This window comes from Lysinibacillus sp. FSL K6-3209 (assembly GCF_037976175.1).
In the GTDB taxonomy this organism is placed as follows: Bacteria; Bacillota; Bacilli; order Bacillales_A; family Planococcaceae; genus Lysinibacillus; species Lysinibacillus sphaericus_D.
Genome location: NZ_CP150264.1, coordinates 3,364,057 through 3,388,818 on the forward strand (window position 1 = coordinate 3,364,057; position 24,762 = coordinate 3,388,818).

23 protein-coding genes are annotated in these 24,762 nt (G+C 38.2%); 1 reads left to right on the forward strand and 22 read right to left on the reverse strand.

The window, feature by feature from the left end:
• Positions 1–14: 14 nt before the first annotated feature.
• The 16 genes from nrdR to citZ all read right to left on the reverse strand — a co-directional run bounded on the left by nrdR (position 15) and on the right by citZ (position 17,476).
• The gene (nrdR, locus tag MHH88_RS16420) at positions 15–485 is read right to left on the reverse strand and encodes a transcriptional regulator NrdR (RefSeq protein WP_024363821.1); all 471 of its coding nucleotides are present in this window, start codon (positions 483–485) and stop codon (positions 15–17) included.
• Positions 486–653: 168 nt separating this feature from the next.
• Positions 654–1,676: a glyceraldehyde-3-phosphate dehydrogenase gene (locus MHH88_RS16425; protein ID WP_069513729.1), complete on the reverse strand. Its 1,023-nt coding sequence runs from the start codon at positions 1,674–1,676 to the stop codon at positions 654–656.
• A gap of 701 nt (positions 1,677–2,377) precedes the next feature.
• Positions 2,378–2,971 (reverse strand): dephospho-CoA kinase, encoded by a 594-nt coding sequence (gene coaE / locus MHH88_RS16430; RefSeq protein WP_339259452.1) that lies wholly within the window; start codon positions 2,969–2,971, stop codon positions 2,378–2,380.
• A gap of 13 nt (positions 2,972–2,984) precedes the next feature.
• The gene (mutM, locus tag MHH88_RS16435) at positions 2,985–3,857 is read right to left on the reverse strand and encodes a bifunctional DNA-formamidopyrimidine glycosylase/DNA-(apurinic or apyrimidinic site) lyase (protein WP_339259454.1); all 873 of its coding nucleotides are present in this window, start codon (positions 3,855–3,857) and stop codon (positions 2,985–2,987) included.
• A gap of 11 nt (positions 3,858–3,868) precedes the next feature.
• Positions 3,869–6,496, reverse strand: coding sequence for a DNA polymerase I (gene polA, locus MHH88_RS16440; RefSeq protein WP_339259456.1), 2,628 nt, complete (start codon positions 6,494–6,496; stop codon positions 3,869–3,871).
• 210 nt (positions 6,497–6,706) lie between these two features.
• Complete coding sequence (locus MHH88_RS16445) at positions 6,707–7,138, reverse strand: hypothetical protein (RefSeq protein WP_024363816.1); 432 nt, start codon at positions 7,136–7,138, stop codon at positions 6,707–6,709.
• A gap of 364 nt (positions 7,139–7,502) precedes the next feature.
• Positions 7,503–8,504, reverse strand: a complete 1,002-nt coding sequence (locus tag MHH88_RS16450) for a protease modulator HflC (RefSeq protein WP_339259459.1) — start codon at positions 8,502–8,504, stop codon at positions 7,503–7,505.
• A complete protein-coding gene (gene hflK, locus MHH88_RS16455) occupies positions 8,504–9,490 on the reverse strand; it encodes an FtsH protease activity modulator HflK (RefSeq protein WP_069513738.1) in 987 nt (328 codons plus the stop codon). The genes MHH88_RS16450 and hflK overlap by 1 nt, the downstream gene beginning before the upstream one ends.
• A 134-nt stretch (positions 9,491–9,624) precedes the next feature.
• Positions 9,625–10,344 (reverse strand): LrgB family protein, encoded by a 720-nt coding sequence (locus MHH88_RS16460; RefSeq protein WP_339259461.1) that lies wholly within the window; start codon positions 10,342–10,344, stop codon positions 9,625–9,627.
• Positions 10,341–10,706, reverse strand: coding sequence for a CidA/LrgA family holin-like protein (locus tag MHH88_RS16465; protein WP_069513741.1), 366 nt, complete (start codon positions 10,704–10,706; stop codon positions 10,341–10,343). The genes MHH88_RS16460 and MHH88_RS16465 overlap by 4 nt, the downstream gene beginning before the upstream one ends.
• Before the next feature lie 242 nt (positions 10,707–10,948).
• Entirely contained in the window at positions 10,949–12,502 is a 1,554-nt protein-coding gene (locus MHH88_RS16470) for an ATP-binding protein (protein ID WP_339259464.1), read from the reverse strand.
• Positions 12,499–13,215 carry a response regulator transcription factor gene (locus tag MHH88_RS16475; RefSeq protein WP_024363810.1) on the reverse strand — a complete coding sequence of 239 codons (717 nt, stop codon included), beginning with the start codon at positions 13,213–13,215 and terminating at the stop codon, positions 12,499–12,501. Before MHH88_RS16475 ends, MHH88_RS16470 begins: the two co-directional genes overlap by 4 nt.
• Positions 13,216–13,270: 55 nt before the next feature.
• Positions 13,271–13,711 carry a MaoC/PaaZ C-terminal domain-containing protein gene (locus MHH88_RS16480; protein WP_339259466.1) on the reverse strand — a complete coding sequence of 147 codons (441 nt, stop codon included), beginning with the start codon at positions 13,709–13,711 and terminating at the stop codon, positions 13,271–13,273.
• 189 nt (positions 13,712–13,900) lie between these two features.
• Entirely contained in the window at positions 13,901–14,839 is a 939-nt protein-coding gene (gene mdh / locus MHH88_RS16485; RefSeq protein ID WP_024363808.1) for a malate dehydrogenase, read from the reverse strand.
• A 178-nt stretch (positions 14,840–15,017) separates the two neighbouring features.
• Positions 15,018–16,280, reverse strand: coding sequence for an NADP-dependent isocitrate dehydrogenase (gene icd, locus MHH88_RS16490; RefSeq protein WP_024363807.1), 1,263 nt, complete (start codon positions 16,278–16,280; stop codon positions 15,018–15,020).
• Between the two features lie 80 nt (positions 16,281–16,360).
• Positions 16,361–17,476 (reverse strand): citrate synthase, encoded by a 1,116-nt coding sequence (citZ, locus tag MHH88_RS16495; protein WP_339259469.1) that lies wholly within the window; start codon positions 17,474–17,476, stop codon positions 16,361–16,363.
• Positions 17,477–17,728: 252 nt separating this feature from the next.
• Here citZ and MHH88_RS16500 point away from each other — a divergent pair, with 252 nt between their 5' ends.
• On the forward strand, positions 17,729–18,694 hold the full coding sequence (locus MHH88_RS16500; RefSeq protein ID WP_069513974.1) for an AI-2E family transporter: 966 nt from the start codon (positions 17,729–17,731) through the stop codon (positions 18,692–18,694).
• Here MHH88_RS16500 and MHH88_RS16505 read toward each other — a convergent pair.
• The 6 genes from MHH88_RS16505 to MHH88_RS16530 all read right to left on the reverse strand — a co-directional run bounded on the left by MHH88_RS16505 (position 18,678) and on the right by MHH88_RS16530 (position 24,668).
• Positions 18,678–19,067 (reverse strand): FxsA family protein, encoded by a 390-nt coding sequence (locus tag MHH88_RS16505; RefSeq protein ID WP_024363804.1) that lies wholly within the window; start codon positions 19,065–19,067, stop codon positions 18,678–18,680. The two genes, MHH88_RS16500 and MHH88_RS16505, sit on opposite strands and share 17 nt — an antisense overlap.
• Positions 19,068–19,223: 156 nt before the next feature.
• On the reverse strand, positions 19,224–20,984 hold the full coding sequence (gene pyk, locus MHH88_RS16510) for a pyruvate kinase (RefSeq protein WP_069513748.1): 1,761 nt from the start codon (positions 20,982–20,984) through the stop codon (positions 19,224–19,226).
• A 27-nt stretch (positions 20,985–21,011) separates the two neighbouring features.
• A complete protein-coding gene (gene pfkA / locus MHH88_RS16515; protein WP_069513750.1) occupies positions 21,012–21,971 on the reverse strand; it encodes a 6-phosphofructokinase in 960 nt (319 codons plus the stop codon).
• Between the two features lie 227 nt (positions 21,972–22,198).
• Positions 22,199–23,155, reverse strand: a complete 957-nt coding sequence (locus tag MHH88_RS16520) for an acetyl-CoA carboxylase carboxyltransferase subunit alpha (RefSeq protein WP_024363801.1) — start codon at positions 23,153–23,155, stop codon at positions 22,199–22,201.
• Positions 23,148–24,005, reverse strand: a complete 858-nt coding sequence (gene accD, locus MHH88_RS16525) for an acetyl-CoA carboxylase, carboxyltransferase subunit beta (RefSeq protein ID WP_024363800.1) — start codon at positions 24,003–24,005, stop codon at positions 23,148–23,150. The genes MHH88_RS16520 and accD overlap by 8 nt, the downstream gene beginning before the upstream one ends.
• Before the next feature lie 21 nt (positions 24,006–24,026).
• Positions 24,027–24,668 carry a GntR family transcriptional regulator gene (locus MHH88_RS16530; protein ID WP_025220305.1) on the reverse strand — a complete coding sequence of 214 codons (642 nt, stop codon included), beginning with the start codon at positions 24,666–24,668 and terminating at the stop codon, positions 24,027–24,029.
• Positions 24,669–24,762: the final 94 nt, after the last annotated feature.

Consider the following 24,762-nt stretch of genomic DNA (forward strand, 5'->3'; position numbering starts at 1 on the left):
CCTCTCTGTTTTCCCTAAGATTTTTGCTCTGTTTGACGTTGAATAATTTCTTTTATTTCCTCAATAAATACATTGATATCCTTAAACTGACGATAAACCGAGGCAAAACGAACATAGGCCACCTCATCAATTTTTGCCAAACGATCCATCACCATTTCTCCAACATCCTCTGAACGTACTTCAGCGTTCCCAATACGGCGAAGGTCTTTTTCAATAGATAGTACAAGTCCCTCTAAAACATCTAAAGCAACCGGACGTTTTTCACAAGCACGAATAAGACCGCGCAGTACCTTCTCGCGGCTAAACTCTTCCCGTGAGCCTTCTTTTTTCACAACGACTAACGGTGTTTCTTCAATTTTTTCAAACGTTGTAAAACGAAAGCCACACGACTCACATTCACGACGTCTACGAATTTCTTTATTATCATCTACTGGCCTGGAATCCACTACGCGTGTTCCGTTAAATTGGCAAGAAGGACATCTCATATTTTTACTCTCCTGATTCCACAACAATTTGATATTTGTATTATAACAAATTTCCTACAAATAAGAAAAGTTCATTTGGTGCCAGGCACTCAAACAATTTGCTTTACATCGTACCTAACAAAAAAAGCACATTGAAACCATAAGATTTCAATGTGCCAATAGCGTTCATTATGCGTTAACTGTTTCTAGCGCTTTTGCAACTTTTTTCACTAGGTCTACAACACGTGCAGAATAGCCCCACTCATTGTCGTACCAAGCAAGTACTTTTACTTTACGATTACCCATCACCATTGTTGAAAGTCCATCAACTGTAGATGAGTAAGTTGTTGTGTTGTAATCAGCAGATACAAGTGGCTCAATTGAGAAGTTTAAAATGCCTTTCATTGGCCCTTCTGTTGCTGCTTTGACAAATGCAGCATTAACCGAATCAACTGTCACGTCTGTATTTAAATCTACAACAAGGTCAACTAGTGATACGTTTGGTGTTGGAACGCGAAGTGCCATACCGTGAATTTTGCCTTCTAATTCTGGTAACACTAATTTTAATGCTTTTGCAGCACCTGTAGATGTTGGAATAATCGATTGTGCACAACCGCGCGCACGACGTAAATCTTTATGTGGGTTATCTAAGTTTTTTTGGTCATTTGTATATGCGTGAACTGTTGTCATTAAACCGCTTTCGATACCAAATGTATCATTTAACACTTTTGCAACTGGTGCTAAGCAGTTTGTTGTACAAGAAGCATTTGAAATAACATCATGTTTTTCAACATCAAGCTTTTCATCATTTACACCTAAAACAATCGTAACATCTTCGTTTTTACCTGGTGCTGTTAAGATTACTTTCTTTGCGCCTGCTTCAAGGTGCATTGCTGCTTTCTCACGATCATTGAATTTACCAGTTGCTTCAATTACAATATCCACGCCCATTGTAGCCCATGGTAATTTTAATGGATCACGTTCGCTAATAATTTGGACACGTTTACCATTTACAATTAAAGCATCGTCTGCTGGTTCAACCGTACCTTCGAATGTTCCGTGATTTGTGTCATACTTAATCAAATGTGCTAACGTTTCCGCTGGGTAGCTCGCGTTAATTGCAACAATATTTAAACCTTCCTGTACGATCGCTTGGCGGAAAACCATACGTCCGATACGTCCGAAACCGTTAATAGCAACTGATACTGTCATTATAAAATCCTCCTGTGAGTGCATACTCATATTCATTATATACTTTATGCTGATTAGTATAACACAATTTTAAAAAAGATGAACATTATATATCCATAATAAAAAAGTTCTTATTTTCTGAAAAATAGCACCTTTTTTGAAATAAAAAAATTCAGTACTTCATGCTTATTATTACGCTTATAAACAAAAAAATGCACAGCAATAATTGCTGTGCATAGAATGCCTTTGGCTACATACTGATTGATTTCTTCTACGGGCGAGCACGCCAACTAACCTAAGATGTGTAACAAGAGGGTGAAAAATAACAAAGAGGCTAGGTCAAAAGAGAAAAAGTGTTAGATTGATGGCAGTCAATCTAACACTTTTTTGCTATGCCGTTGTTGTCCGCTACGACGGTGCTTTCCGCTCAGCACAGTAAGCCGCAACCCTCGCTAACGCGCGGAATGCCAGCGTCTAACATTATGTGCTGTTCTGAGCTGGAGTCACCGCCTTCGCTACCAACAACTAGTGAACACTTCTAATTTTTTTAATTGCAAAAGCAAGAATAGCTAAGGTCTCCATATAGCAAAAAATTATGAACACCTTTCGTCTGTTTCTTAAATTTTTTTTAGTTATGTCCCAGCCCCGTTCATTAAATTTTTCTAGTTATGTCCCAGCCTCTTTGAACTTCTATGTGTAGTAATTAACGTTGCGCTTTTTGACTAAAGTACGCCCCAATGCGTCAGAATTTTCTTTAACTGCTCTTCTGTTTGTTGTAAATTTTCATTGTTGTAAATCACCGCATGTGCACTTTTTTCTTTCACAGACATGGGTAACTGTGAATGCATACGAGCTAGCGCATCTTCCTTTGATAATTGATTGCGCTCCATTAATCGTCGAAGCTGCACCTCTTCACTAACTGAAACAACAAGTATTCGCTCTACAAAATGCTCCAATTTACTTTCAAACAGTAATGGAATATCCATCACAACATGCTTTTGTCCAGCATCTATATATGCATCGCGTTGGCGTAACATTTCCTGACGAATAGCAGGGTGCATAATATCATTTAAAATTTTGCGTTTCGCTGGCTCGTGAAAAATAATATCACCAAGCTTTGGACGATTTAAATTGCCATCTTCAAGTAAAATGTCTGCACCGAAATTTTGGACAATAAGTGCCAACGTCTCCGTTCCTGGTTCCACAACATCACGCGCTACAACATCTGCATCGACAATCGGTAAACCAAGTTCTGTCATCATTTTGGCGACTGTACTTTTACCACTTGCAATACTTCCTGTTAGTCCGATAATCATAGTAAATTCCCCTTTAATGTTGACAATTAGGACAATACACGGATGTACGTCCACCAATTGTCATTTGACTCGTCCCTGTCCCACACACTGGGCATAGCTTCTTACCGTACATTTGTAATCGGTTTTGCATGCTCCCTGCCTCGCCATTAATATTACGATAATCCGAAATCGTTGAACCTCCCGCATCAATGCTCTGGCGCAGGACGTCAACAATTGCCTCAAAAAGTGCACGTTTTCGTTTTTCACTTATACGGTTCATTTTGCGGGCAGGATGAATTTTTTGTGCAAATAATGCTTCTGTCGCATATATATTGCCACAGCCCGAAATCACTTGTCCGTCCATAATCACTTCTTTAACAGCCTTTTTCTCGTATTTCGGTAACATGGATTTGGCTATAAAATAATCACATGCTATCTCATCAAACGGTTCAGGTGCCATTTTTGTCAGTGGCGCATGATCTTCAATTTTCGTTAAAAATCGCAACTCACCAAAACGGCGAATATCTGAATAAATTAAATAGCCACCATCTGCCATTTGAAACGTTGCATGAATATGTTTTTTAAATTTTTCCTCATTGATTTCATCGGGCGTGTTAACGATAAACCATGCACCTGTCATGCCTAAATGACTGACCAATACATAGGACACGTCTTCTTTCATCAAATGAAAAAATATATATTTTGCACGGCGCTCAATCTTCGTAATCGTCATCTGAGATAATGCCATCTCAAATGCATCAGGCTCAGCTTGCTTGACAATACATTGCTTTCCTTCATCATAAGAAAATCGGATAATTTCTGACAGTTGAACCTGTTTAATTGTGCGACCTTCAACTTCCGGCTTTAATGCCTGCACGACACCTTCTACCTCTGGTAATTCAGGCATTTTACCCCTCCTTACTTTGCTTCGTACCAAGTTGCCCCATAGTTGAAGTCCACTTTCAATGGAACAATCAACTCAATGGCATTTTCCATAACCTCTGGTACAATTTTTTCGAGCATGGCAATTTCTTCTCTAGGCGCTTCAAAAATTAATTCATCGTGCACCTGTAAAAGAAGTTTTGCTTGCATGTTTTCCTTTTTCAAGCGAGCATCCATATCAATCATTGCTTTTTTAATAATATCTGCCGCACTTCCTTGAATCGGCGTATTCATCGCTGTACGCTCTGCAAAGCTTCGTAGATTGAAATTCGAACTCGTGATATCTGGTAAATAGCGACGACGATTCAATAACGTTGTGACAAAACCATTAAATTTTGCGTCTTGGACAATCTCCTCCATATAGTTTTTTACACCAGGGAAGCTGGCAAAATATTTCTCAATAAAAATGGCTGCTTCCTTACGTGTGATATCTAAATTTTGTGATAAACCATAATCACTAATGCCATAAACGATACCAAAGTTAACTGCCTTGGCAGCTCTACGCATGTTGCTATCAACTTCGTCTGCGGTTACATGGAAAACATCCATCGCAGTACGTGTATGAACATCCATGCCTTCGCGGAAAGCTTCCACTAAGTTTTTATCCTCTGACATATGAGCCAGTACACGCAACTCAATTTGAGAGTAATCCGCCGAGAAAAGAATCCAATCTTCTTGTGATGGCACAAATGCCTGACGAATTTTCCGCCCTTCCTCTAAACGAATTGGAATATTCTGTAGGTTAGGATCCGTTGAGCTTAGGCGACCTGTTGACGTTAATGCCTGTTGGAAGCGTGTGTGTACTTTTCCGTCCTCTTTATGAATTTCTTTTAGCAAGCCTTCAATATACGTTGATTGTAACTTACCAAGCTGACGGTACAGTAAAATATGCTCGATAATGGCATGCTCTGGCTTTAATTTTTCCAACACATCTGCTGCTGTGGAATAACCTGTTTTCGTTTTTTTAATCACTGGTAAACCTAGCTTGTCAAAAAGGATAACGCCTAATTGCTTTGGTGAATTTATATTGAATGCTTCGCCCGCTTCCGCATAAATTTCCTGCTCAATCACTACTAATTTATTATTTAGCTCCTGCCCCATCGTTTCAAGTGTGGCACGATTTACTGTAATCCCTTCACTTTCCATTTGACTTAAAATCGACGCAAGTGGTAGTTCTAAGTTTTTATACAGTTCAAACTGTTCATTTTCCTTTAACAATGCCTCTAGTTTAGGTTGTAATGTCCACACAGCAAACGCTTTACGACTAACATGTTCAGCTAGTACATCACTTGCTGGTATAGCACGTTTTGCTCCTTTACCATAAACCGCCTCATTTGCTTGTACTTCTCGATAGCCTAAATCTTTTGCAAGTGTTGCCACATCATCACCGCTAAGTGCAGGGTTATTAATATAGGATGCGAGCAATAGGTCAAACTCCACCCCTGCTAAACGAATACCCACACGCTTTAAAGCCGCCTGTGCTGCCTTCGTATCTGTTATATATTTAATCTTCGTAGCGTCTTCTAACCACCGACGTAGCAAATCTGATGTAGAAGCCACTTCAAATGGCACATAAATCGTAGCTGTGCCATCCGTTAAAGCAATACCTAGTTGCTGACAAGTATGATAATGCTCATCTTCTAACTCTACATGTATCGCCATAACGTCCTTTAAGTGCTCTGGCTTCACTTCTTTTACAATGTCAAAAGCAAATGGTGCCTGTTGGTGTTCTTCCACAGTAAAATTACTTTTATCTAATAGTGATTTGAAGCCGAGCTCCTGCCACACACTTATTAGTTCTTCTTCATTTGGTCCACCATAAGCAAGGTCATTTAACGTTAAATCAATCGGTGCTTCAGTAAAAATTGTAGCAAGCTTTTTACTCATTAATGCCTGCTCTTCATTGGCAACAAGCTTTTCTTTCATCTTGGAAGCCTTTAACGTATCCATCGCTCCATACAGTGCCTCAACTGAGCCATGCTCTTTTAACAATTTAACAGCCGTTTTTTCGCCAACACCGGGTACTCCAGGAATATTATCAGAGGCATCCCCCATTAGACCTTTCATATCTATAATTTGAAGAGGTGTTAAGCCATACTTTTCTTCGATAAATGCAGGTGTGTTTTTTTCGATTTCTGTAATGCCTTTTTTCGTAATGTACACTGTTACCTTGTCCGTTGCGAGCTGGGTAAGGTCACGGTCTCCTGACACGATAATTACTTCCATATCTTGTCCCGCTGCTTCTTTTGCCAATGTGCCAATAATATCGTCCGCTTCGTACATATCAAGTTCATAGCGTTTAATTCCATAAGCATCAATAAGTTTGCGAATATAAGGAAACTGCTCTGAAAGTTCTGGTGGCGTTTTTTGACGGCCACCTTTATATTCCGTAAATGTATCGTGACGGAATGTCGTTTTCCCTGCATCGAAAGCAACGAGCATCTTCGTCGGTTGTTCTTCCTCCAAAATTCGTTGCAACATCGTTGTAAAGCCGTACACTGCGTTGGTATGAATACCGCTATCATTTGTTAGCAGTGGCAATGCAAAAAAAGCGCGGTAAGCTAAACTATTACCGTCTAGTAATAGCAATTTTTCCTTAGTCATCTTATTTCCTCCTGAAGTTGTCGTTCTTTTCATTGTAAAACGAAAACGTATGTTTGAAAATGCCTCTTTCCTCTACTTTATCGGGAAAACAGACTTTTTACCAATCATAGGGACGCAGATCAGTTGAAAAATTAAAATCACGGAACATTCCATGATATTTTCAGTTAAATCCATAAAAAAAGTCAATTGCACATGCAATCGACTCTACTCTTATTGACTAACATTTTTAGCTCTTTCTTTACGAAAGAAAATTTCTTCATAAATAACTGTCATCATGAAAGCATTCATAAAAGCAATAACAAAAAATAGCGGCATACCGCCTAGCTTTAACTGTGTTAGTCCTGCACTAAACACCATGACCACGCCGATTTGCGCGAGGAAGAAAATAAAACCAATGCCCACCTGCCAAATTGGGCGTTTCTCTTGCCGTTTCTCGTACCAAAATATTTTTTTAAAAGCTTTGCGTACATCCTCTGCAATGACTAATCCTAATAAAAATAAAATAACAAAAAATACCGGTATATGATAAACACTGTTCGTCATCCAAGCAAAATCAGATATACGAAAGAAAAGTGTAAAAAACGATGCGATGCTACAAGCAATCCCTAGGTTTTGGAGCCACGTGCTAATGGTTAGTTTCACAGCTATTACCCCCATCTATCATTTCTAAACAACATCATTTTATCAGAAAATAGCAGTCTATAACACAACCAATTATTTGTTAGAATTATTTTCATAGATTGGACACTAGCATTACTACAAGGTCAAAAGTGAAAAAGTGTTAGATTGATTGTCGTCAATCTAACACTTTTTTGCTGTGCCGTTGTTGTCCGCTTCGGGGTGCTTTCCGCTCAGCACACGTAAGCCACAACCCTCGCTAACGCGCGGAATGCTCGCGTCTTACGCTGTGTGCGTTCAGAGCAGAAGTCACCGCTTAGCTCCTAACAACTAGTACTATCTATTATATTTAGTATATTCTTTATTAACCCCTGCAAGGATTCCAGTATTACTCTATATAGCCTGATAACACTTTTGCATACGGTGAAGTAGACGGCAAGATAATCACCGTATCCTCACCAACTGTTTTCTTGTACGATTCTAACGTACGGTAGAGCGAATAAAATTCGGGGTCTTTAGAGAAGGAGCTATTGTAAATTTTCGCTGCCTCCGCTTCTCCTTCTGCTTGTATCAATGCTGCTTCTTTATTGGCTGTTGCTAGCATTTCTTGCACTTCTCTATCTGTTTGTGCTTCGATACGGCGTTTATCCGCATCGCCTTCTGATAAATATAGTTGTGCAGTTGATTGTCGTTCTGAAACCATACGCGTAAATACAGATTGCTCATTTTCTGCTGGCAAATCCGTTCGACGGATACGTACATCTACTACTTCAATTCCGTATTTATCGTTTAGCAATAATTCATTCACACGTGCTGTTACACGATCATTTAAACTACCTCGTGAGGAATTTTCATCATTAATGATTTCATCGTATTTAAGTTGACCAAGCTCTGTTCGAATGACAGAATAAATAAACTCCTCCATTCTAGATTCCGCCTTTGTCAGCGTACCCGCATTGGAGATTAATGCTTTTGGGTCTGTAATGCGCCATACTGCATAATTATCAATAATGATACGTTTTTTGTCCTTTGTATTAATCTCTTCCTCTGAAATATTATAGGTCATTTGATTTTTCGGTAGCGTTGTTACACTTTGAATAAACGGTACTTTCATTTTAAGCCCTGGATCCCGTTCAAATTTTACTACTTCCCCAAATTGTCGAACAACAGCATATTCAGATTCTTTTACGATATATACATTAGCAAAAAGAATAATCGCAATAGCAAATACAACAGTTAATGTGACAACAAGAGAAATGTATTTTTTAGGATTCAACGGGTCCTTTTTTGACATCTTGATAACATTGTCTCCATCACTTGGAGCAGTATTTTTTGATTTCCCTGATAAAAAATTTAGAAATTTTTCAAGATCTTTATTTTTCTGGTCCATTAATTACCGCTCCCTTCTTTTTTGTCTGTTGGTGTCTGTTGCTCTTTTGGCTCCTGTTGTGCTGTTGGTTGTAATGCTTGTAATGGCAAATACTTCATCGTACTACCATCATCATTCATAATATAAATTTGTGCCTTTGGAAGAACATTTTCGAGCGTTTCTAAAATTAAACGTTCTCGTGTTATTTGTTGATTGCCCTTATATTGTTCATACATTTTATTGAACACTGCTACATCACCATAAGCTTGTTCAATACGTGCTGTTTTTGCACCATTTGCTTTTGAAATGATGGCATCTTTTTCACCATTCGCTTCACTAATGCGTTGGTTTTTATATTTTTGCGCTTCATTGGTTTTTGTATTTTTTGTCTCACGTGCATCTGTTACCGCTGTAAATGCTGCACGTACCTCTGCATTTGGTAGTTCAACATCCTGCAATTTGACACCTAGAACACCGATACCAATATCATATTTTTCTATCAGTGAAACAAGCAATTCTCTCGTTTTTGCTTCAATATCCGCTTTTCCATCTGTTAACGCAGCATCAATTGTTGAACTACCAATAATTGACCGAATGGCGCTTGATGTAGCGCTATGTAATATTTCTTCTGGATTTTGTGCATTAAATAAGTACTTGCTAGGATCTGTAATTTTCCATTGCACTACAAGATCTGTTAGAACAATATATTCATCACCTGTAATCATTTTCGTTTCAACATCATATGCTTCCAATTCGCCTTCTTTATTTTGCTTATAGCCAAACTGTAAACTAAATGTTTCTCTCGACAAAATCTCAACGGATTGTACAGGCCAAGGCAATTTAAAATGTAAACCTGGATTTGTTACCGTTTCATCAGCACGGCCAAACGTGATGACAACTGCTTGCTCCGATTCATCGACTGTGTACCATGAAGTAAATACAGCAATTAGTGCTACAATGCCGAAAATCCCAAGCCCTACCATCATTAGTGTCCTTTTCACACTCATGTCTGTTCCTCCCTTATGCTTAGTACTATTGTATACGGGATATTTCTTAAAAAGATTCAAAATAATTTCATAAAGTAAAATTAGATAAATTGTTTGAGTGACTGGCACACATACAATTACAAAAAAATACCCCGTCACCATGAAGGTAACAGGATATTCATAACGAAATGTTCTAACACTGGGAAAAATGTAGCTGACAACACAATGCTTATTAGGGCAGCTACAATCATCGCTAAACTAGCAAAAGTACCTTCTAGTTCCCCTAATTCAAATGCTTTTGACGTACCCGTTCCATGCGCGCCCATACCAAGCATCAACCCTCTTGCAGATGGCTTTTGGAAACGACATATCCGCATCACGATAGGTGCAAGCAGACTAGCTAAAATACCCGTTGTCATAACAAAAACAGCAGTAAGCGTAGGTGAACCACCTATCATATTGGAAATATCCATCGCAATAGGCGTTGTGACAGAACGTGGCACTAAACTATGAACAAGCTCATCATTTAGCCCAACTATTAACGCTATAATAAAGGAAGAAGCAATTGCAACGGCTGACCCGATTGCAATGCTAAGGACAATTTCAAATGCATGTTTTTTTAATAGATCAAAATTTTTATAAATTGGTACAGCAAATGCAACGGTTGCAGGCCCTAATAAATTCGATAAAATATCAGCCCCTGCATTATAAGATTCATAGGATGTACCAGTTACTAGCAACAATAAAATAATAACTAACGGGCTAATCAAAATTGGCGTAAGCCATTCTTTACTATACTTTTGATAGAGCGCTTTGCAAGCATAAAAAATCGCTATGGTCCCTAATAAACTAATGACAGCAATCACTATGTTCATGCAGGATCACCCTTCTTTCTCTCTAACCACTGCGCAGTATAACCCGTCACTAACATTACTACAAATGCACTGACTGAAATAACAAGTATTACTTTCACACCTTGTATACCAAATAATGCATCATAATCAATGATACCTATCGCGGAAGGTATGAAAAACAATAACAATTCACTAAGTAATAACCCTGCGCCTAACTCAATCCATTCTAACTTAATAAGACGAAACTGTAACATTAAAAATAATAAAACAAGTCCAATTATACTACCGGGAATCGGCAAGTGAAGTAAACGAGCAATGCTATTTCCAATAAATAATATTATATAAAGATAGCCAATTTGCACGAAACTTTTGACGATTTTCATGGTCAACCTTCTCTCAATTTTTTATGCTACTATACTTTACACCTAAATCTACTACGTGTAAAACAGAAAAAATCCATTCCCAAAATAAATTTGGAAATAGATTCTTCTGTGGCGAAAGCTAAAGTAGCAACCATAAAAATCTTCATACAAGTTATCAAGATTTTTTAAAATTATTTTCGTCTTCACAAAATAGGGGGTTTCTATAAAACAGTATAGCCCTCTATTTTGAATCTTACATATAATTATTGTAAAGAATTTGTTAATTTTTTAGGAATCATTACAATCATTTTTGTGCCAACCCCTACTTTACTTTCTACCTGAATTCGCCCATGATGTGCCTCCACTAAATGCTTAACAATGGCTAGCCCTAAACCGGTTCCACCCGAATTTCTACTACGTGCACGATCGACACGATAAAAACGTTCAAAGACACGTGCAATTTCATGCTTTTCAATCCCTATACCTTCATCTTCAATTTCAATAATTCCATACATATCATTTTCCTTCAAGCGGATTGTGACGGTTGTATCTTCAGGTGAATAGGTGATTGCGTTTGTGATTAAATTCGTTACAATTTGAATAACGCGATTCGCATCCCCCATTACTTCCACATCACGAGCAATATCCACATGAAAACTCATATTTTTTTCATCGAGTCGTGGTCCTGTTAGTTCTGCACCACGTATCAGTACATCCTGCAAGCCCATAGGCATAATATTTACTGTGAAACCATGTTGCTCAATTTTAGATAACTCTAATAAATCTTGGATGAGCATTTGAAGACGATTGCTCTCTTTATGCATAATTTCTAAAAAAGACAGCAGCATCTTTTCATCCTTATATGCACCATCAAGCAGTGTTTCAGAAAAGCCTTTAATAGATGTAATCGGCGTACGCAGTTCGTGTGATACATTGGCTACAAAGTCTTTCCGTATTTGCTCTAAGCGAACAAGCTCTGTTATATCATGCATAACAATGACAACGCCTAGCCAACGTCCGTGGTCGCCAATAACAGGTGCACCGTACACTTCTTTATTATATAATTCCTGCTGTACTTCCATTTTTATTTGTTGGCGATAAGGCATTTCAGTTAAAAATACATGGTCTATAAATTGCTCAAGCGTTTTCGGTAAACCAATCGTACGAAAAACTTTTCCTTGTACATCCTCTAGTTGCATGCCAAAGCGCTCTAAAAACACACGGTTGACGATTGAAATATTTCCTTCACGTCCAATCATCATAAGTGAGCTTCCCATGTTTTCAATTAACGTTTTTAGTCTTTCTTCTTCTACTTCACGAATAGTTGTAATATCCTGTAAATTACGCGCTAAAATATTGATGGAATGACTGAGAGGCATCATGCGTTCCTGCTCATTTTCGTGTGCACGAGCACGGTAATTTCCCTTTGCTAATTCCAGTGCCGTTTCGGTTACATTATCAATCGGCGCGGTGAAATTGACAATCATATAACGACTTACAACGGCTATTAATAACAGCGTAATCGTAAATAATATCGCCAAAACACCATACAGACGAGCACGCACGTATGACAAGAGCGAGTCCTGTATTTCGATTGTTTGAGATGCAACTAATGCTTTTTTATCTTCCTCAGATAAAGTAATATGGCGTTCCTCTAGCACTTTTTCTATTGCTTCTTGACTTGATGAGCTCGCCTGATCTTTGTATTGTTCTACATAAACAGGAAAAAGCTGACCTATAACAATCATTAGGACAGCTAGAATCGTTCCGAGTGAGAGCATGAATGTCAAGAATAAGCGGTTACTCATTGATTTCATGAAGTTTTCGGCTCCTCAAATTTATAGCCAAGACCACGAATTGTTTTAATAAACATCGGTTTACGACTATTTTCTTCAATTTTATCGCGGAGGTGACTAATATGCACATCTACAATACGAGTATCGCCTGCAAAATCATACTTCCAAACAGCGCTTAAAAGCTGATCGCGCGTTAAGACACGGTTTTTGTTTTCGAGTAAATAAATAAGCAACTCAAATTCTTTCGGTGTAAATTCCAATGCTTCCTCTTGTAAAAATACTTCAAAACGCTCAGGAAATACTCGTAATTGTCCAAATTCGTACATTTTTTCTTGAGATGCATCCTTATCCTCAATCACAACATTTTGTGTAAAGCGTCTTAAAACCGCTTTAACACGTGCTAATACTTCACGTGGACTAAAAGGCTTTGTCATATAATCGTCAGCGCCTAATTCCAAACCAAGTACTTTATCGAATTCATCATCTTTTGCTGTTAACATAATAATCGGTGTATTCATTCGTTGTTGACGAATTTGCTTACAAACTTCCATACCATCTAACTTTGGAAGCATTAAGTCCAAAAGGATTAAATCAGGCTGAATTTCCATGGCTCTATTTAGCCCTTCTAGACCATCGGCTGCCGTCTCAACTAAATAGCCAGCCTGTTCTAAATTATATTTTAATAAGGTCGCAATAGAAAACTCATCTTCTACAACTAAAATTGTCTTTGTCATGTATATTGCCTCCGTTAGTGATTTGAAACCCCCATTTCAAATCTTAAGACGCTCGCTATAATGCCAGTGGTGGTGTCACCAGCAATGTACCTTTAATTACAAGCTGCTTTTGTTCATTATAGGAGAGCACAGATACAGTAATAGTATTCTGTACTTTGTTGACTGCTGTTACCTCTAAAAATGTATCAAATAATTCATAATGATAGAGTGGTCCTAAATACGTTAAATGTTGTTCGATAATACGCGCTCCTGGTCCAGGTATATACTTTGAGACAGCTGACGTAATTATGCCATTTAACATAATAGTTGGTACAATTGGCTTTTTAAAAGGCGTCATCGCTGCATATTCATGTTGAATATATAATGGATTACTATCATTTGTAAGTCCTAAATAAAGCAATAAATCCTTATCTTCTATTTTTTCAGTAATATGAATTTTCTCGCCAACTGTAATTTCATCAATAGTGAGACCAAGCTTACTGTTCTTTTGAAGCAAAGATACGCCAACCCCTTTTCTATCATACTACCTTCATAGTATCAATTTTATTCTAAAAGTACAACGAAAAGCAGAATAACCATTTTATAATTAGGCATAGTATAAAGTACAAAAGAGGCGATTTTATAATATTTTTCTGCATAAAAAAATCGAGTAAGAATGAATCTTACTCGATTTCATAAACTTTGATTAAGCTAAAACTTTCATAACTGCTTTGACAGCGTCAGCAGAATTATCTAATGCAGCCTTTTCTTCATCCGTTAATGCCAGTTCAAAGATTTTTTCAATACCGTTTGCACCAAGTAATGTTGGTACACCTAAATAAATATCATTGTAACCATATTCACCTTCTAAGTAGGCGATAGATGGAAGTATACGCTTTTGATCTTTAATGATTGCTTCAGCCATTTCAACAAGTGCTGCTGCTGGAGCATAGTATGCAGAACCGTTACCAAGTAAGTTGACGATTTCTGCACCACCGTTGCGCGTGCGGTCTACAATTGCTGCTAAACGCTCTGGAGCGATTAAAGTTTCTAAAGGAATACCACCCGCAAAAGAATAACGAGTAAGTGGTACCATTGTATCACCATGACCACCTAATACAAAACCAGTAATGTCTTTTACAGAGATGTTTAGCTCTTCAGCTACAAAAGCACAGAATCGAGCGGTATCAAGTACACCTGATTGTCCGATTACGCGGTTTTTTGGAAAGCCAGTTTCTTTAAATACTGTGTAAGTCATCGCATCAACAGGATTTGTCAATACGAGAATGGTTGCGTTTGGTGAATGAGCAGCGATTTCTTTTGAAACAGTTTTCATAACGCCTTGGTTGATTTGAACTAAGTCGTCACGGCTCATGCCAGGTTTACGTGCGACACCTGCAGTAATGATGACTACATCAGAATCAGCAGTATCTGCATAGTTAGAAGTACCTTTTACAAAAGAATCAAAACCTTGTATTGGCGCAGCTTCCCACATATCTAAAGCTTTACCCTTTGTTGGATTTTCAGCTTGTGGGATATCAACTAATACAACATCGCCAAGTTCTTTTTGTGCTGCTAAAAAAGCTGCCGTTGCGCCGGTGAATCCGCCACCGATTACTGAGATTTTTTTACGTTTCAAAGTCATTTGAATACGCTCCTTTTAATTTAGGATATATGCTAAAAAAGGGAGGAGAATAAATTCTCTCTCCCTCGATTAAACCAGGTACTAATATTACTGTAGCAAACCAATTTTACATGAAACAAACGTCTGTTGACACATTCCGGATTGTTACAGTGATCATTTTTACGCTATTTCGTAAAAATTATAGGTTTTTAATTAGTTCGTTAGCGAATTCTGAACATTTCACTTCTGTAGCGCCGTCCATTAAACGAGCGAAGTCATAAGTTACAACTTTTGAAGAGATTGTATTCTCTACAGATTTAGTGATTAGATCAGCTGCTTCTTGCCATCCTAAGTGTTCAAGCATTAATACACCTGAAAGTAATACTGAAGATGGGTTAACTTTATCTAAGCCAGCATATTTTGGAGCTGTACCGTGAGTAGCTTCGAAGATCGCGTGACCAGTTACGTAGTTAATGTTCGCGCCTGGAGCGATACCGATACCACCAACTTGAGCAGCTAATGCATCAGAAATATAGTCACCATTTAAGTTCATTGTAGCTACTACATCAAACTCAGTTGGACGAGTTAAAATTTGTTGTAAGAAGATATCAGCGATTGAATCTTTTACTAAGATTTTACCAGCTGCTAAAGCTTCAGCTTGTGCTTTGTTTGCTGCTTCTTCACCTTGGTCAGCTTTGATTGCATCATATTGGTTCCAAGTGAATGTTTGATCAGCAAATTCAGTTTCAGCTAATTCATAACCCCATTTTTTGAATCCACCTTCAGTGAATTTCATGATGTTTCCTTTGTGAACTAAAGTCACAGAAGGACGGTTATGTTTAATTGCATATTCGATAGCAGAACGTACTAAACGCTCAGTACCTTCTTTAGATACAGGTTTTACACCGATACCTGAAGTTTCTGGGAAACGGATTTGGTTAACACCAAATTCAGTTTGTAGGAAGTTGATGATTTTTTGAGCTTGTTCAGAGCCTGATTCGAATTCGATACCTGCGTAGATGTCTTCTGTGTTTTCGCGGAAGATAACCATATCAACGTCTTCTGGACGTTTAACTGGAGAAGGTACTCCGTCAAAGTGACGTACTGGACGTAAGCAAACATATAAATCAAGTTGTTGACGTAATGCTACGTTTAGAGAGCGGATACCACCACCGATTGGTGTAGTAAGAGGACCTTTGATTGCAATTAGGTATTCGTTAATTTTGTCTAAAGTATCTTGTGGTAACCATTCACCTGTTTGGTTGAATGCTTTTTCACCAGCTAAAACTTCTAACCATTCGATTTTCTTTTCGCCGTTATAAGCTTTTTCTACAGCTGCGTCAATTACGCGAGATGCTGCTGCCCAAATATCTGGACCGATTCCATCACCTTCGATGAATGGGATTACTGGGTTGTTTGGTACATTAAGTACGCCGTTTTCAACTACAATTTTGTTTGACATGGATGTTGCCTCCTAAATTCATAATCATAGGACTGTGTTATAGGTAACACAGTCCCAAATATTCTAGCATAAATTCCAAATTAGCGCTCGCTGATTGGAACATATTTTTGCATGCCTGGTCCAACATACTCTGCACGTGGACGGATTAGGCGGTTGTTAGCATATTGTTCAAGAATATGTGCTACCCAACCAGAAGTACGTGAAACTGCAAAAATTGGTGTGAATAAGTCATGATCGATACCTAAAGAATCGTACACTGATGCAGAGAAGAAGTCTACGTTAGCAGGTAATTTCTTTTGTTCAACGATCATGTCATGGATTTTAACTGACATTTGATAAAGTTCTGGTTTACCAGTTAGTTCAGTTAACTTTTGTGACATTACACGTAAGTGTGGTGCACGTGGGTCGCCTTTGCGGTATACGCGGTGACCGAAGCCCATGATTTTTTCTTTGTTGTCTAATTTATTTTGAATGTAAGATTCAACGTTTTCAAGAGAACCAATTTCAGTTAACATCTTCATAACTTGCTCATTTGCACCGCCATGAAGTGGTCCTTTTAATGCACCGATAGCTGCAGTTACGCCAGAATAAACATCTGATAATGTTGCTACACATACACGTGCTGTAAATGTAGAGGCATTTAATTCGTGGTCAGCATGTAATACTAATGCTTTATCGAACGCTTCTACTTCGATTGCTGCTGGCTCTTCGCCTTTTAACATATATAGGAAGTTCGCTGCATAGCTAAGCTCTGCTTTTGGTTGGATTGGCTCTAAACCTTTGCGTACACGTGCAAATGCAGTCACAACTGTTGCAATTTTAGCTTGTAGACGGATAGCTTTACGGTAGTTAGCTTCTGGATCCATCACATCCGCTTCGTCATCGAATACACCAAGTAAAGATACTGCCGTACGAAGTGCAGCCATTGGATGTACAGTTGAAAGTGGGTACGTTTTGAATTGGTCTACAATAGCTTGTGGAATAGACATGTTGTCTGCTAATTGTTGTTTTAACTCAGCAAGCTCGTCCGCTTTAGGTAAACGAGTGTGCCATAGTAGGTAAATAACCTCTTCAAATGATGCGTTGTCTGCTAAATCATCAATGTTGTAACCAACATATGTAAGTGTGTCATCGATAATTGAACTGATTTTAGATTCCGCTGCTACGATACCTTCTAAACCTTTTGTTGCTGACATAAATTATCGCTCCCTCATACTAATAATTTTTATTGTAAACGCTTTTTCAAACATAGCATTTACGTTTTTTGCTCACATGAACCATTAAGTAAATCGCTTACATTGCTATTATAATCATTTTTGACAGCTTTGTGAATGAAAATCCTTTAAATAAAGAAAAAGTCGGACGAGCGACTATATATACGTACTAAAGAGGGTGTTTTGTATATTTTGACAATATTTTTTCATTTGAATCGGGGTGATTTTGTAAAAATGAGGAATATTAAATATTTTTCATACGAAAGAACTATTAATGTTTTCTGGTTTATTTTCTATTTAGTAATTCTTTGGTTCGTATTACCTGTATCTCTTGCTATATTTTTATCATTTACCACATATCCTATAATAAATTTTCTTCATAAGTACTGTAAAATCGCTTATTGGATTGCTGCAATTATCGTTGAAATATTGATACTTTCTTGCATTGTTCTCCTCATTATTATATCAATAAACAGCATTATACTCATCTTTCCAGAAATACGAGACACACTCCAAAACTTCCCACTATTCACTGAATATGAATCCATTTTCATGCAGTTTTTACAGGAGAAATCACTGTCTATTTTTGATTCAATCGTCGTTTATACAGCAAATTTATTTCAAATATTTATGAAGCACGTCATTGAAGTTTTTATATTTCTTGTTGCATATTATTTTGCCTTATTAGAAACAAGGAAATCTCGTTATTGGTTTTTCCAATATGCCCCTAAAAAATATCGAAATGAATGGCAATCTCATTTTTCTAAAGTTATGCAACTGTTTCATTACTTTGTATTTGTGGAATTTCAGTTATTTACGATTACACTGCTCATTCTTTGCGCTGGCTTTATGATATTCCAATTTGAACAAGCTATTACGAAAGCATTTATTGTTGCTTTTGCGGACGTACTACCCTTTTTCGGCATTGGCGTTTTTCTTGTTCCAATGAGCATTTACTTTTATTTTAATGGTAATACCTTTTTATGTGTCGCCATTTTACTATTGTATTTGTTTGTCCAACTTACAAGGCAGCTCGCTGAATCTATGCTTTGGTCGAACACACTGCAATTGCGAACATTTCACACGTTTTTCATCAGCGCTGCCTCCATTTTGTTATTCGGCTTTTATGGTATTTTACTTAGCCCACTATTTTTATTTTTAGCTGTTAAGTTGAAAGAAAAATCTATTTTTGAACAATGATAAATTGTCCTTTTTTCATTTTTTTACGCATCCAGTAAAATACTAAGGGTTGGAATAATTTTCGTGTTATAGGTAGGAGCAATAACAACCCGATAACATCTGTTATAAAACCTGGTAGTGCTAAAAGTACACCACCACTAAAATTCAACATTGCATCGACTAATGCCGGTCCCGGAGCTTCCCCTCGTGCTACCATATGTTTTACGTTTTTTACTGAATTAATACCTTTATTTTTCGCTATATAAATACCAATAATTGTCGTTGCGACAACAAGTAATAATGTATTGAAAACGCCAATATTCTGACCAATAACTATTAATAACGCCAGTTCGGCTAATGCATATACAACAAAACTAAGAAAAAATTTTTTCATATTTTTCTCCTTTCTATTGAAAAAGCTATACCTTCTATACGTTATTATAGCCCAATAAGTTTCATCTAAAAAACAAATACATGTAAATACTATTTTTCACTAGTTATGTAAAAGGCTCTAGTACGGTTCCCCCTACTAGAGCCTTGTCATTATTTATTAAAGTACACTTGCATGTCCTTTATAAATAACACCTGTTTCAGCATCCATTGTTATTTCCTGACCGTGGCGAATTAATGTTGTCGCTTCTTTTACGCCGACAATTACCGGGATTCCAAGGCTTAGCCCTACAACAGCAGCATGACTAGTCAGTCCGCCTTCCTCTGTAATAAGGCCGATGCAATTTTCAATCGCTGGCATCATATCGCGATCTGAACCTAACGTTACTAAAATGCAGCCATCTGTGTCATATGCTAATGCTTCTGCTGCATTTTTTGCTACGACTGTCTTACCGATTACAGACGCTTTGCCGATTCCTTGACCGCGCGCCAGTAGATCACCAATAATGTGAACTTTCATTAAGTTTGTAGTACCTGCTTCACCAACAGGAACACCAGCCGTAATCACAACTGCATCACCATGTGTGACATAGCCATGTTTTAAGCTTTCGTCTACTGCCAGTTCTAAAATTTCGTCTGTCGTTGTAACACGTTGACATACTACAGGATAGACACCCCATACAAGCGTTAATGTATTGGCTGTATTAGCAGAGCCCGTAACAGCAACAATTGGTACACCAGGACGATATTTTGCAATCATTCTCGCTGTATTTCCGCTTTCTGTCGGTGCCAATACCGCTTTTACGCCTAAGTTTATCGAAGTGTAAGCTACTGCCTGAGAAATAGCCTCTGTCATATTTGCTTCTTTTTCACGACTACGTGTTGAAACGATTGCTTTATAATCCAATGAATTTTCAGTACGCTGTGCAATTTTATTCATCGTTTGTACAGATTCCACTGGGTAAATTCCTGCTGCTGTTTCACCAGATAGCATGATCGCATCCGTTCCATCAATAATGGCGTTCGCAACGTCACTTGCTTCTGCTCGTGTTGGACGAGGATTACGTTGCATTGAGTCTAACATTTGAGTAGCTGTAATAACTGGTTTCCCAACTTGGTTACATTTTAGAATTAATTTCTTTTGAACTAAAGGTACCTCTTCGGCTGGAATTTCTACGCCAAGGTCACCACGTGCAACCATTAATCCATCTGATACTAAAATGATTTCGTCAATATTATCGACACCTTCTTGGTTCTCGATTTTCGGGATAATTTGAATATGACTACCACCATTTTGCTCAAGTAATTCACGAATTTCTAATACATCTTTCGCTCGACGAACGAATGAAGCGGCAATAAAATCGACACCTTGCTTAATACCAAATAATATATCTTGTGCATCTTTTTCAGTAATACCTGGTAATTGCACTGAAACGCCAGGGACGTTAACACCCTTTTTATTTTTTAAGACCCCAGCATTTTCTACGATAGTGTGGATAAGCCCTTTTTCCGTATCTGTTGCTAGCACACGTAATTGAATTAAACCATCATCCAATAAAATAATGGAGTTTTGTTCTACGTCTTCGATTAGTCGATCATACGTAACAGAGAAGCTAGCCTCTGTTCCTTCTACTTCTGTCATCGAAATATCGATTACCTGACCTGCTGTTAAATGCAGTTCTCCATTTTGCATATTATGCGTACGGATTTCAGGTCCTTTTGTGTCGAGCAAAATACCTACTGGTTTTCCTAACTTATCTGCAACTTCACGTATTAAATTAATGCGCACTTCATGTTCTTCATGTGAACCATGTGAAAAATTTAAGCGGGCTACATTCATACCTGCCTCAATTAGTTTTTCTAAAACTTCCGGTGACTCACTTGCTGGACCAATTGTACATACGATTTTTGTTTTTCTCATTTTCTGCCCACTCCGTTTTACGCCAAATTATATTGATAGTTCTTTCATTAAAGTATACAAGCTTACATCTGACTCATGATGCTTTTCAAAAGCTTCTGGCATATCATAGTCAATCACTGTATGGTTGCGTATGCCTACAGCTCGACCAGATTTACCTTCCATTAATAATTCTACTGCATGTGCACCAAATTGACTTGCGAGGACACGATCACGTGCTGTTGGAGAACCACCGCGTTGAATATGACCAAGAACTGAAACACGCGTCTCTTTTCCCGTCTTTTCCTTTAGTAGTTTTGCCAAATCGCTTCCTGACATTACACCCTCTGCTACAATAATGATACTGTGCTTTTTCCCTCGTGCTTCACCACGCTCTAGACGCGATACGATGTCGTCTAAATCATAATCTTCCTCGGGAATTAAGACGGTTTCAGCACCTGCTGCAAGGCCTGCCCATAATGCGATATCACCAGCATCGCGCCCCATAACTTCAACAATAAAAGAGTTTTCATGGGAAGTCGCCGTATCACGAATTTTATCGATTGAATCAACGACTGTATTCAGCGCAGTATCAAAGCCAATTGTGTATTCTGTTCCAGGAACATCGTTATCAATCGTTCCAGGCACACCAACAACTGGGAAACCTTTTTTTACAAGGTCCATTGCACCTCGATAGGAACCATCACCCCCGATAACAACTAGACCTTCAATACCTGCTTCTCGCATTTTAGCAATACCTTGTTGTTGGACAGCATCCTCTTTAAATTCAGGGCAACGAGCTGAAAATAAATTCGTACCCCCTCTTTGAATGATGCCACCTACAGAGCCTAAATCAAGTAGCTCAAAAGATCCTTTAATTAAACCTTCATAGCCATGCTTAATTCCAACAACATCTAGTCCATGATAAGCTGCCTTACGAACGACTGCTCGAATGGCTGCGTTCATGCCAGGTGCATCTCCACCACTTGTTAATACGGCAATTTTCTTCATTGTCGAACAACCTCCTGCAGTGTTATCTAATATTATTCACATTAACATGAAAAAACAAACTATGTAAGGGTTCTGACGTTAGAAAAACATAACTTTTACATAAAAAATGAAAAGAATGCGCTTTCACACATTCTTCCCATCACAAAGCATCTAAAATTTAACATTTCTTAAAAATTCTTCGTTATAAATTAACGTTTAGACAGTCAGCGCTTTGTTATGTGTTTGGTCTACACTTCTGTATATTGTCCGATTTTTTTAAATTTTTCATAGCGGTCTTCAATTAGTTGCTCACCATTTAAAGAATTCAACGCTTTTAGTGTGTCACTAATACATTCCTTTATATACATAGCTTGCTTTGCTACATTGCGATGAGCACCGCCAGTGATTTCAGGAATAATCCCATCAATGACACCAAGCTCTTTTAAATCAGGTGCAGTAATACGCATTGCCTCAGCCGCCTGCTTTGCAAGACTACCATCACGCCATAGAATTGAAGCCGCACCTTCTGGAGAAATAACTGAATAAGTAGAGTTCTCTAACATGAACACACGGTTTGCTACACCTAAAGCTAAAGCACCGCCACTACCACCTTCTCCTATAACAATGCTAATAACTGGTACGGATAACCCTGCCATTTCTACTAGATTACGAGCAATCGCTTCACTTTGACCACGTTCTTCTGCTGCCTTCCCTGGGTAAGCACCTTTTGTATCAATAAAACAAATGATTGGACGATTAAACTTTTCAGCTTGTTTCATTAAGCGTAACGCCTTACGATAGCCTTCTGGATGGGGCATACCGAAATTACGACGAATATTTTCTTTTGTGGACTTGCCACGTTGATGCCCGATGATAGTGACAGGTTGTCCTTCAAAAAGAGCAATCCCACCAAGTATCGCAGCATCATCTCCAAACGTACGATCACCATGTAGTTCAATAAAGTTTTCACACATCGCTTCAATATATTGTAATGTTGTTGGTCGTTCTGGATGACGTGCCACTTGCACTCGATCCCACGGCTTCATATTGGCATAGATTGATTGCTCCAATTGCGTTAAACGTGTTTCCAGCTTTTCAATCTCACCAGTCATATCTACATCCGCATCAGCAGCAATCGTTTTTAATTCATCAATTTTTTCACGTAATTGTACTACTGGTTCTTCAAAAGCTAAATTTTTAGACATGTTGTACGCCACCCTTCGTATGCATTTTTACAAGCACAGCTACTTGTTTACGTAAATCTTTGCGATGGAAGATGGCATCTAGTTGACCATGTTCTAATAAAAATTCTGCTGTTTGGAAATCATTCGGTAGTTTTTCTCTTACCGTCTCTTCAATTACACGTCTACCTGCAAAGCCGATAAGTGCTTGAGGTTCCGCAATATTAATATCCCCCACAGAGGCAAAACTTGCAGAAACACCGCCTGTCGTTGGGTGCGTTAAAATCGAAATAAATAATAGCCCTTGATCGCTATGACGTTTTAACGCCACACTCGTTTTTGCCATTTGCATTAACGATAAAACGCCTTCTTGCATTCGTGCGCCACCACTTGCAGTGAAAATAATAAATGGTACACGTAATGCTGTTGCTTTTTCAACAGCGCGTGTTATCTTTTCTCCAACAACAGAGCCCATTGATCCCATACGGAAATGAGAATCCATAATGGCAACGACAATCTCTTCCCCATCCAGTGTGCCTAACCCTGTCAATACCGCTTCATTTAAACCTGTTTTTTGTTGATCCGCATTAATTTTTTCTACATAGGCAGGGAAATTTAGTGGATTGCTTGTTTGTAAATGATCGTCCATAGAAACGAACGAACCTTCATCTAAGAAGTCTGCTACACGCTCCTGTGCCGTCATTTTAAAATGGTGACCACATTTCGTGCATACTTTGTGATGCTTCTCTAATTCTTTTGTTAACTGGATATGGCGGCATTCTGGACATTTTGTCATGAGTCCTTCTGGAAATGCCTTTTCTTGACCATCCTGTTTCTTTTTTCGATTTGCGCTAAATATGTCGCGTATTGCCATGTTTGACTCCCCCTTTGTTGTTTAAAAAGTTTGACCAGTACCCATCCACTGCTCGTAAGCTCGTAAAGCTTCTTTTTCATAACCAAGCTGCATCGACTTCAACATTGTTTGAAGGATAAGTTTTTCATCTTCCGTTGAGTTTCGATTTAAACGGTCACCGTCATAAGCTGCAAGTTGAAACCAGATTTTCAGCGAAAGCCGATTGCCTGATGTAATAATTATTTCTCGTAACACATCGCGACAATTGACTGTTCCTTCAATCTCCAGCTTCACAAAAAAACTGTCCCACACAGGTAGTGTACGAAGAATCTCTGTACAACTTATTACGCGAATTGCTTCCTTTTCATGAATTTGTCGCGTTAATTCGACATCTTTTTTTGATTTTTCATCTTCTAATATAAACATCGACAGTACTTCAACAAGCTGATGCTTATGTGTTGAGGCAAGGAATGTACCCCCACCGTGGCGTGTTTCTATGAGTCCAAGTAACTCTAAACTGCGCAGTGCCTCCCTTACAGAGGATCGCCCAACACCTAACCTTTCTGATAATACACGTTCAGAAGGAAGCTTTTCTCCCGCTTGAATTTTTTCCATTCGAATCAGTTGACGCAATTGCTGAACGATTTCTAAAAACACTTTTTTTTGTTCGGTTTGTTTATCCATATGATTAACTCCCGTTGTCAAAAGTGGTCTGACCACTTTTTAGCATTGACTATATCTTACAAAATAACTGATGAAAAGTAAAGAAAAAACTGCA

Bases quoted from the DNA above. Each gene is read 5' to 3' on its own strand.
- MHH88_RS16425 (WP_069513729.1), bottom strand. From the start codon at position 1,676: ATGACAGTATCAGTTGCTATTAACGGTTTCGGACGTATCGGACGTATG.
- mdh (WP_024363808.1), bottom strand. From the start codon at position 14,839: ATGACTTTGAAACGTAAAAAAATCTCAGTAATCGGTGGCGGATTCACC.
- hflK (WP_069513738.1), bottom strand. From the start codon at position 9,490: ATGAGTGTGAAAAGGACACTAATGATGGTAGGGCTTGGGATTTTCGGC.
- nrdR (WP_024363821.1), bottom strand. From the start codon at position 485: ATGAGATGTCCTTCTTGCCAATTTAACGGAACACGCGTAGTGGATTCC.
- MHH88_RS16475 (WP_024363810.1), bottom strand. From the start codon at position 13,215: ATGACAAAGACAATTTTAGTTGTAGAAGATGAGTTTTCTATTGCGACC.
- MHH88_RS16520 (WP_024363801.1), bottom strand. From the start codon at position 23,155: ATGTCTAAAAATTTAGCTTTTGAAGAACCAGTAGTACAATTACGTGAA.
- pyk (WP_069513748.1), bottom strand. From the start codon at position 20,984: ATGAGAAAAACAAAAATCGTATGTACAATTGGTCCAGCAAGTGAGTCA.
- MHH88_RS16460 (WP_339259461.1), bottom strand. From the start codon at position 10,344: ATGAACATAGTGATTGCTGTCATTAGTTTATTAGGGACCATAGCGATT.
- citZ (WP_339259469.1), bottom strand. From the start codon at position 17,476: ATGTCAGCAACAAAAGGTTTAGAAGGTATCGTAGCAGCGGAATCTAAA.
- MHH88_RS16530 (WP_025220305.1), bottom strand. From the start codon at position 24,668: ATGGATAAACAAACCGAACAAAAAAAAGTGTTTTTAGAAATCGTTCAG.
- pfkA (WP_069513750.1), bottom strand. From the start codon at position 21,971: ATGAAGAAAATTGCCGTATTAACAAGTGGTGGAGATGCACCTGGCATG.
- mutM (WP_339259454.1), bottom strand. From the start codon at position 3,857: ATGCCTGAATTACCAGAGGTAGAAGGTGTCGTGCAGGCATTAAAGCCG.
- polA (WP_339259456.1), bottom strand. From the start codon at position 6,496: ATGACTAAGGAAAAATTGCTATTACTAGACGGTAATAGTTTAGCTTAC.
- MHH88_RS16450 (WP_339259459.1), bottom strand. From the start codon at position 8,504: ATGGACCAGAAAAATAAAGATCTTGAAAAATTTCTAAATTTTTTATCA.
- accD (WP_024363800.1), bottom strand. From the start codon at position 24,005: ATGGCAATACGCGACATATTTAGCGCAAATCGAAAAAAGAAACAGGAT.
- icd (WP_024363807.1), bottom strand. From the start codon at position 16,280: ATGTCAAACAAAATTGTAGTTGAAAACGGCGTACTTAATGTACCAAAC.
- MHH88_RS16505 (WP_024363804.1), bottom strand. From the start codon at position 19,067: ATGAAAAAATTTTTTCTTAGTTTTGTTGTATATGCATTAGCCGAACTG.
- MHH88_RS16500 (WP_069513974.1), top strand. From the start codon at position 17,729: ATGAGGAATATTAAATATTTTTCATACGAAAGAACTATTAATGTTTTC.
- coaE (WP_339259452.1), bottom strand. From the start codon at position 2,971: ATGATTATCGGACTAACAGGAAGTATTGCAAGTGGTAAAAGTACAGTC.
- MHH88_RS16465 (WP_069513741.1), bottom strand. From the start codon at position 10,706: ATGAAAATCGTCAAAAGTTTCGTGCAAATTGGCTATCTTTATATAATA.
- MHH88_RS16470 (WP_339259464.1), bottom strand. From the start codon at position 12,502: ATGAAATCAATGAGTAACCGCTTATTCTTGACATTCATGCTCTCACTC.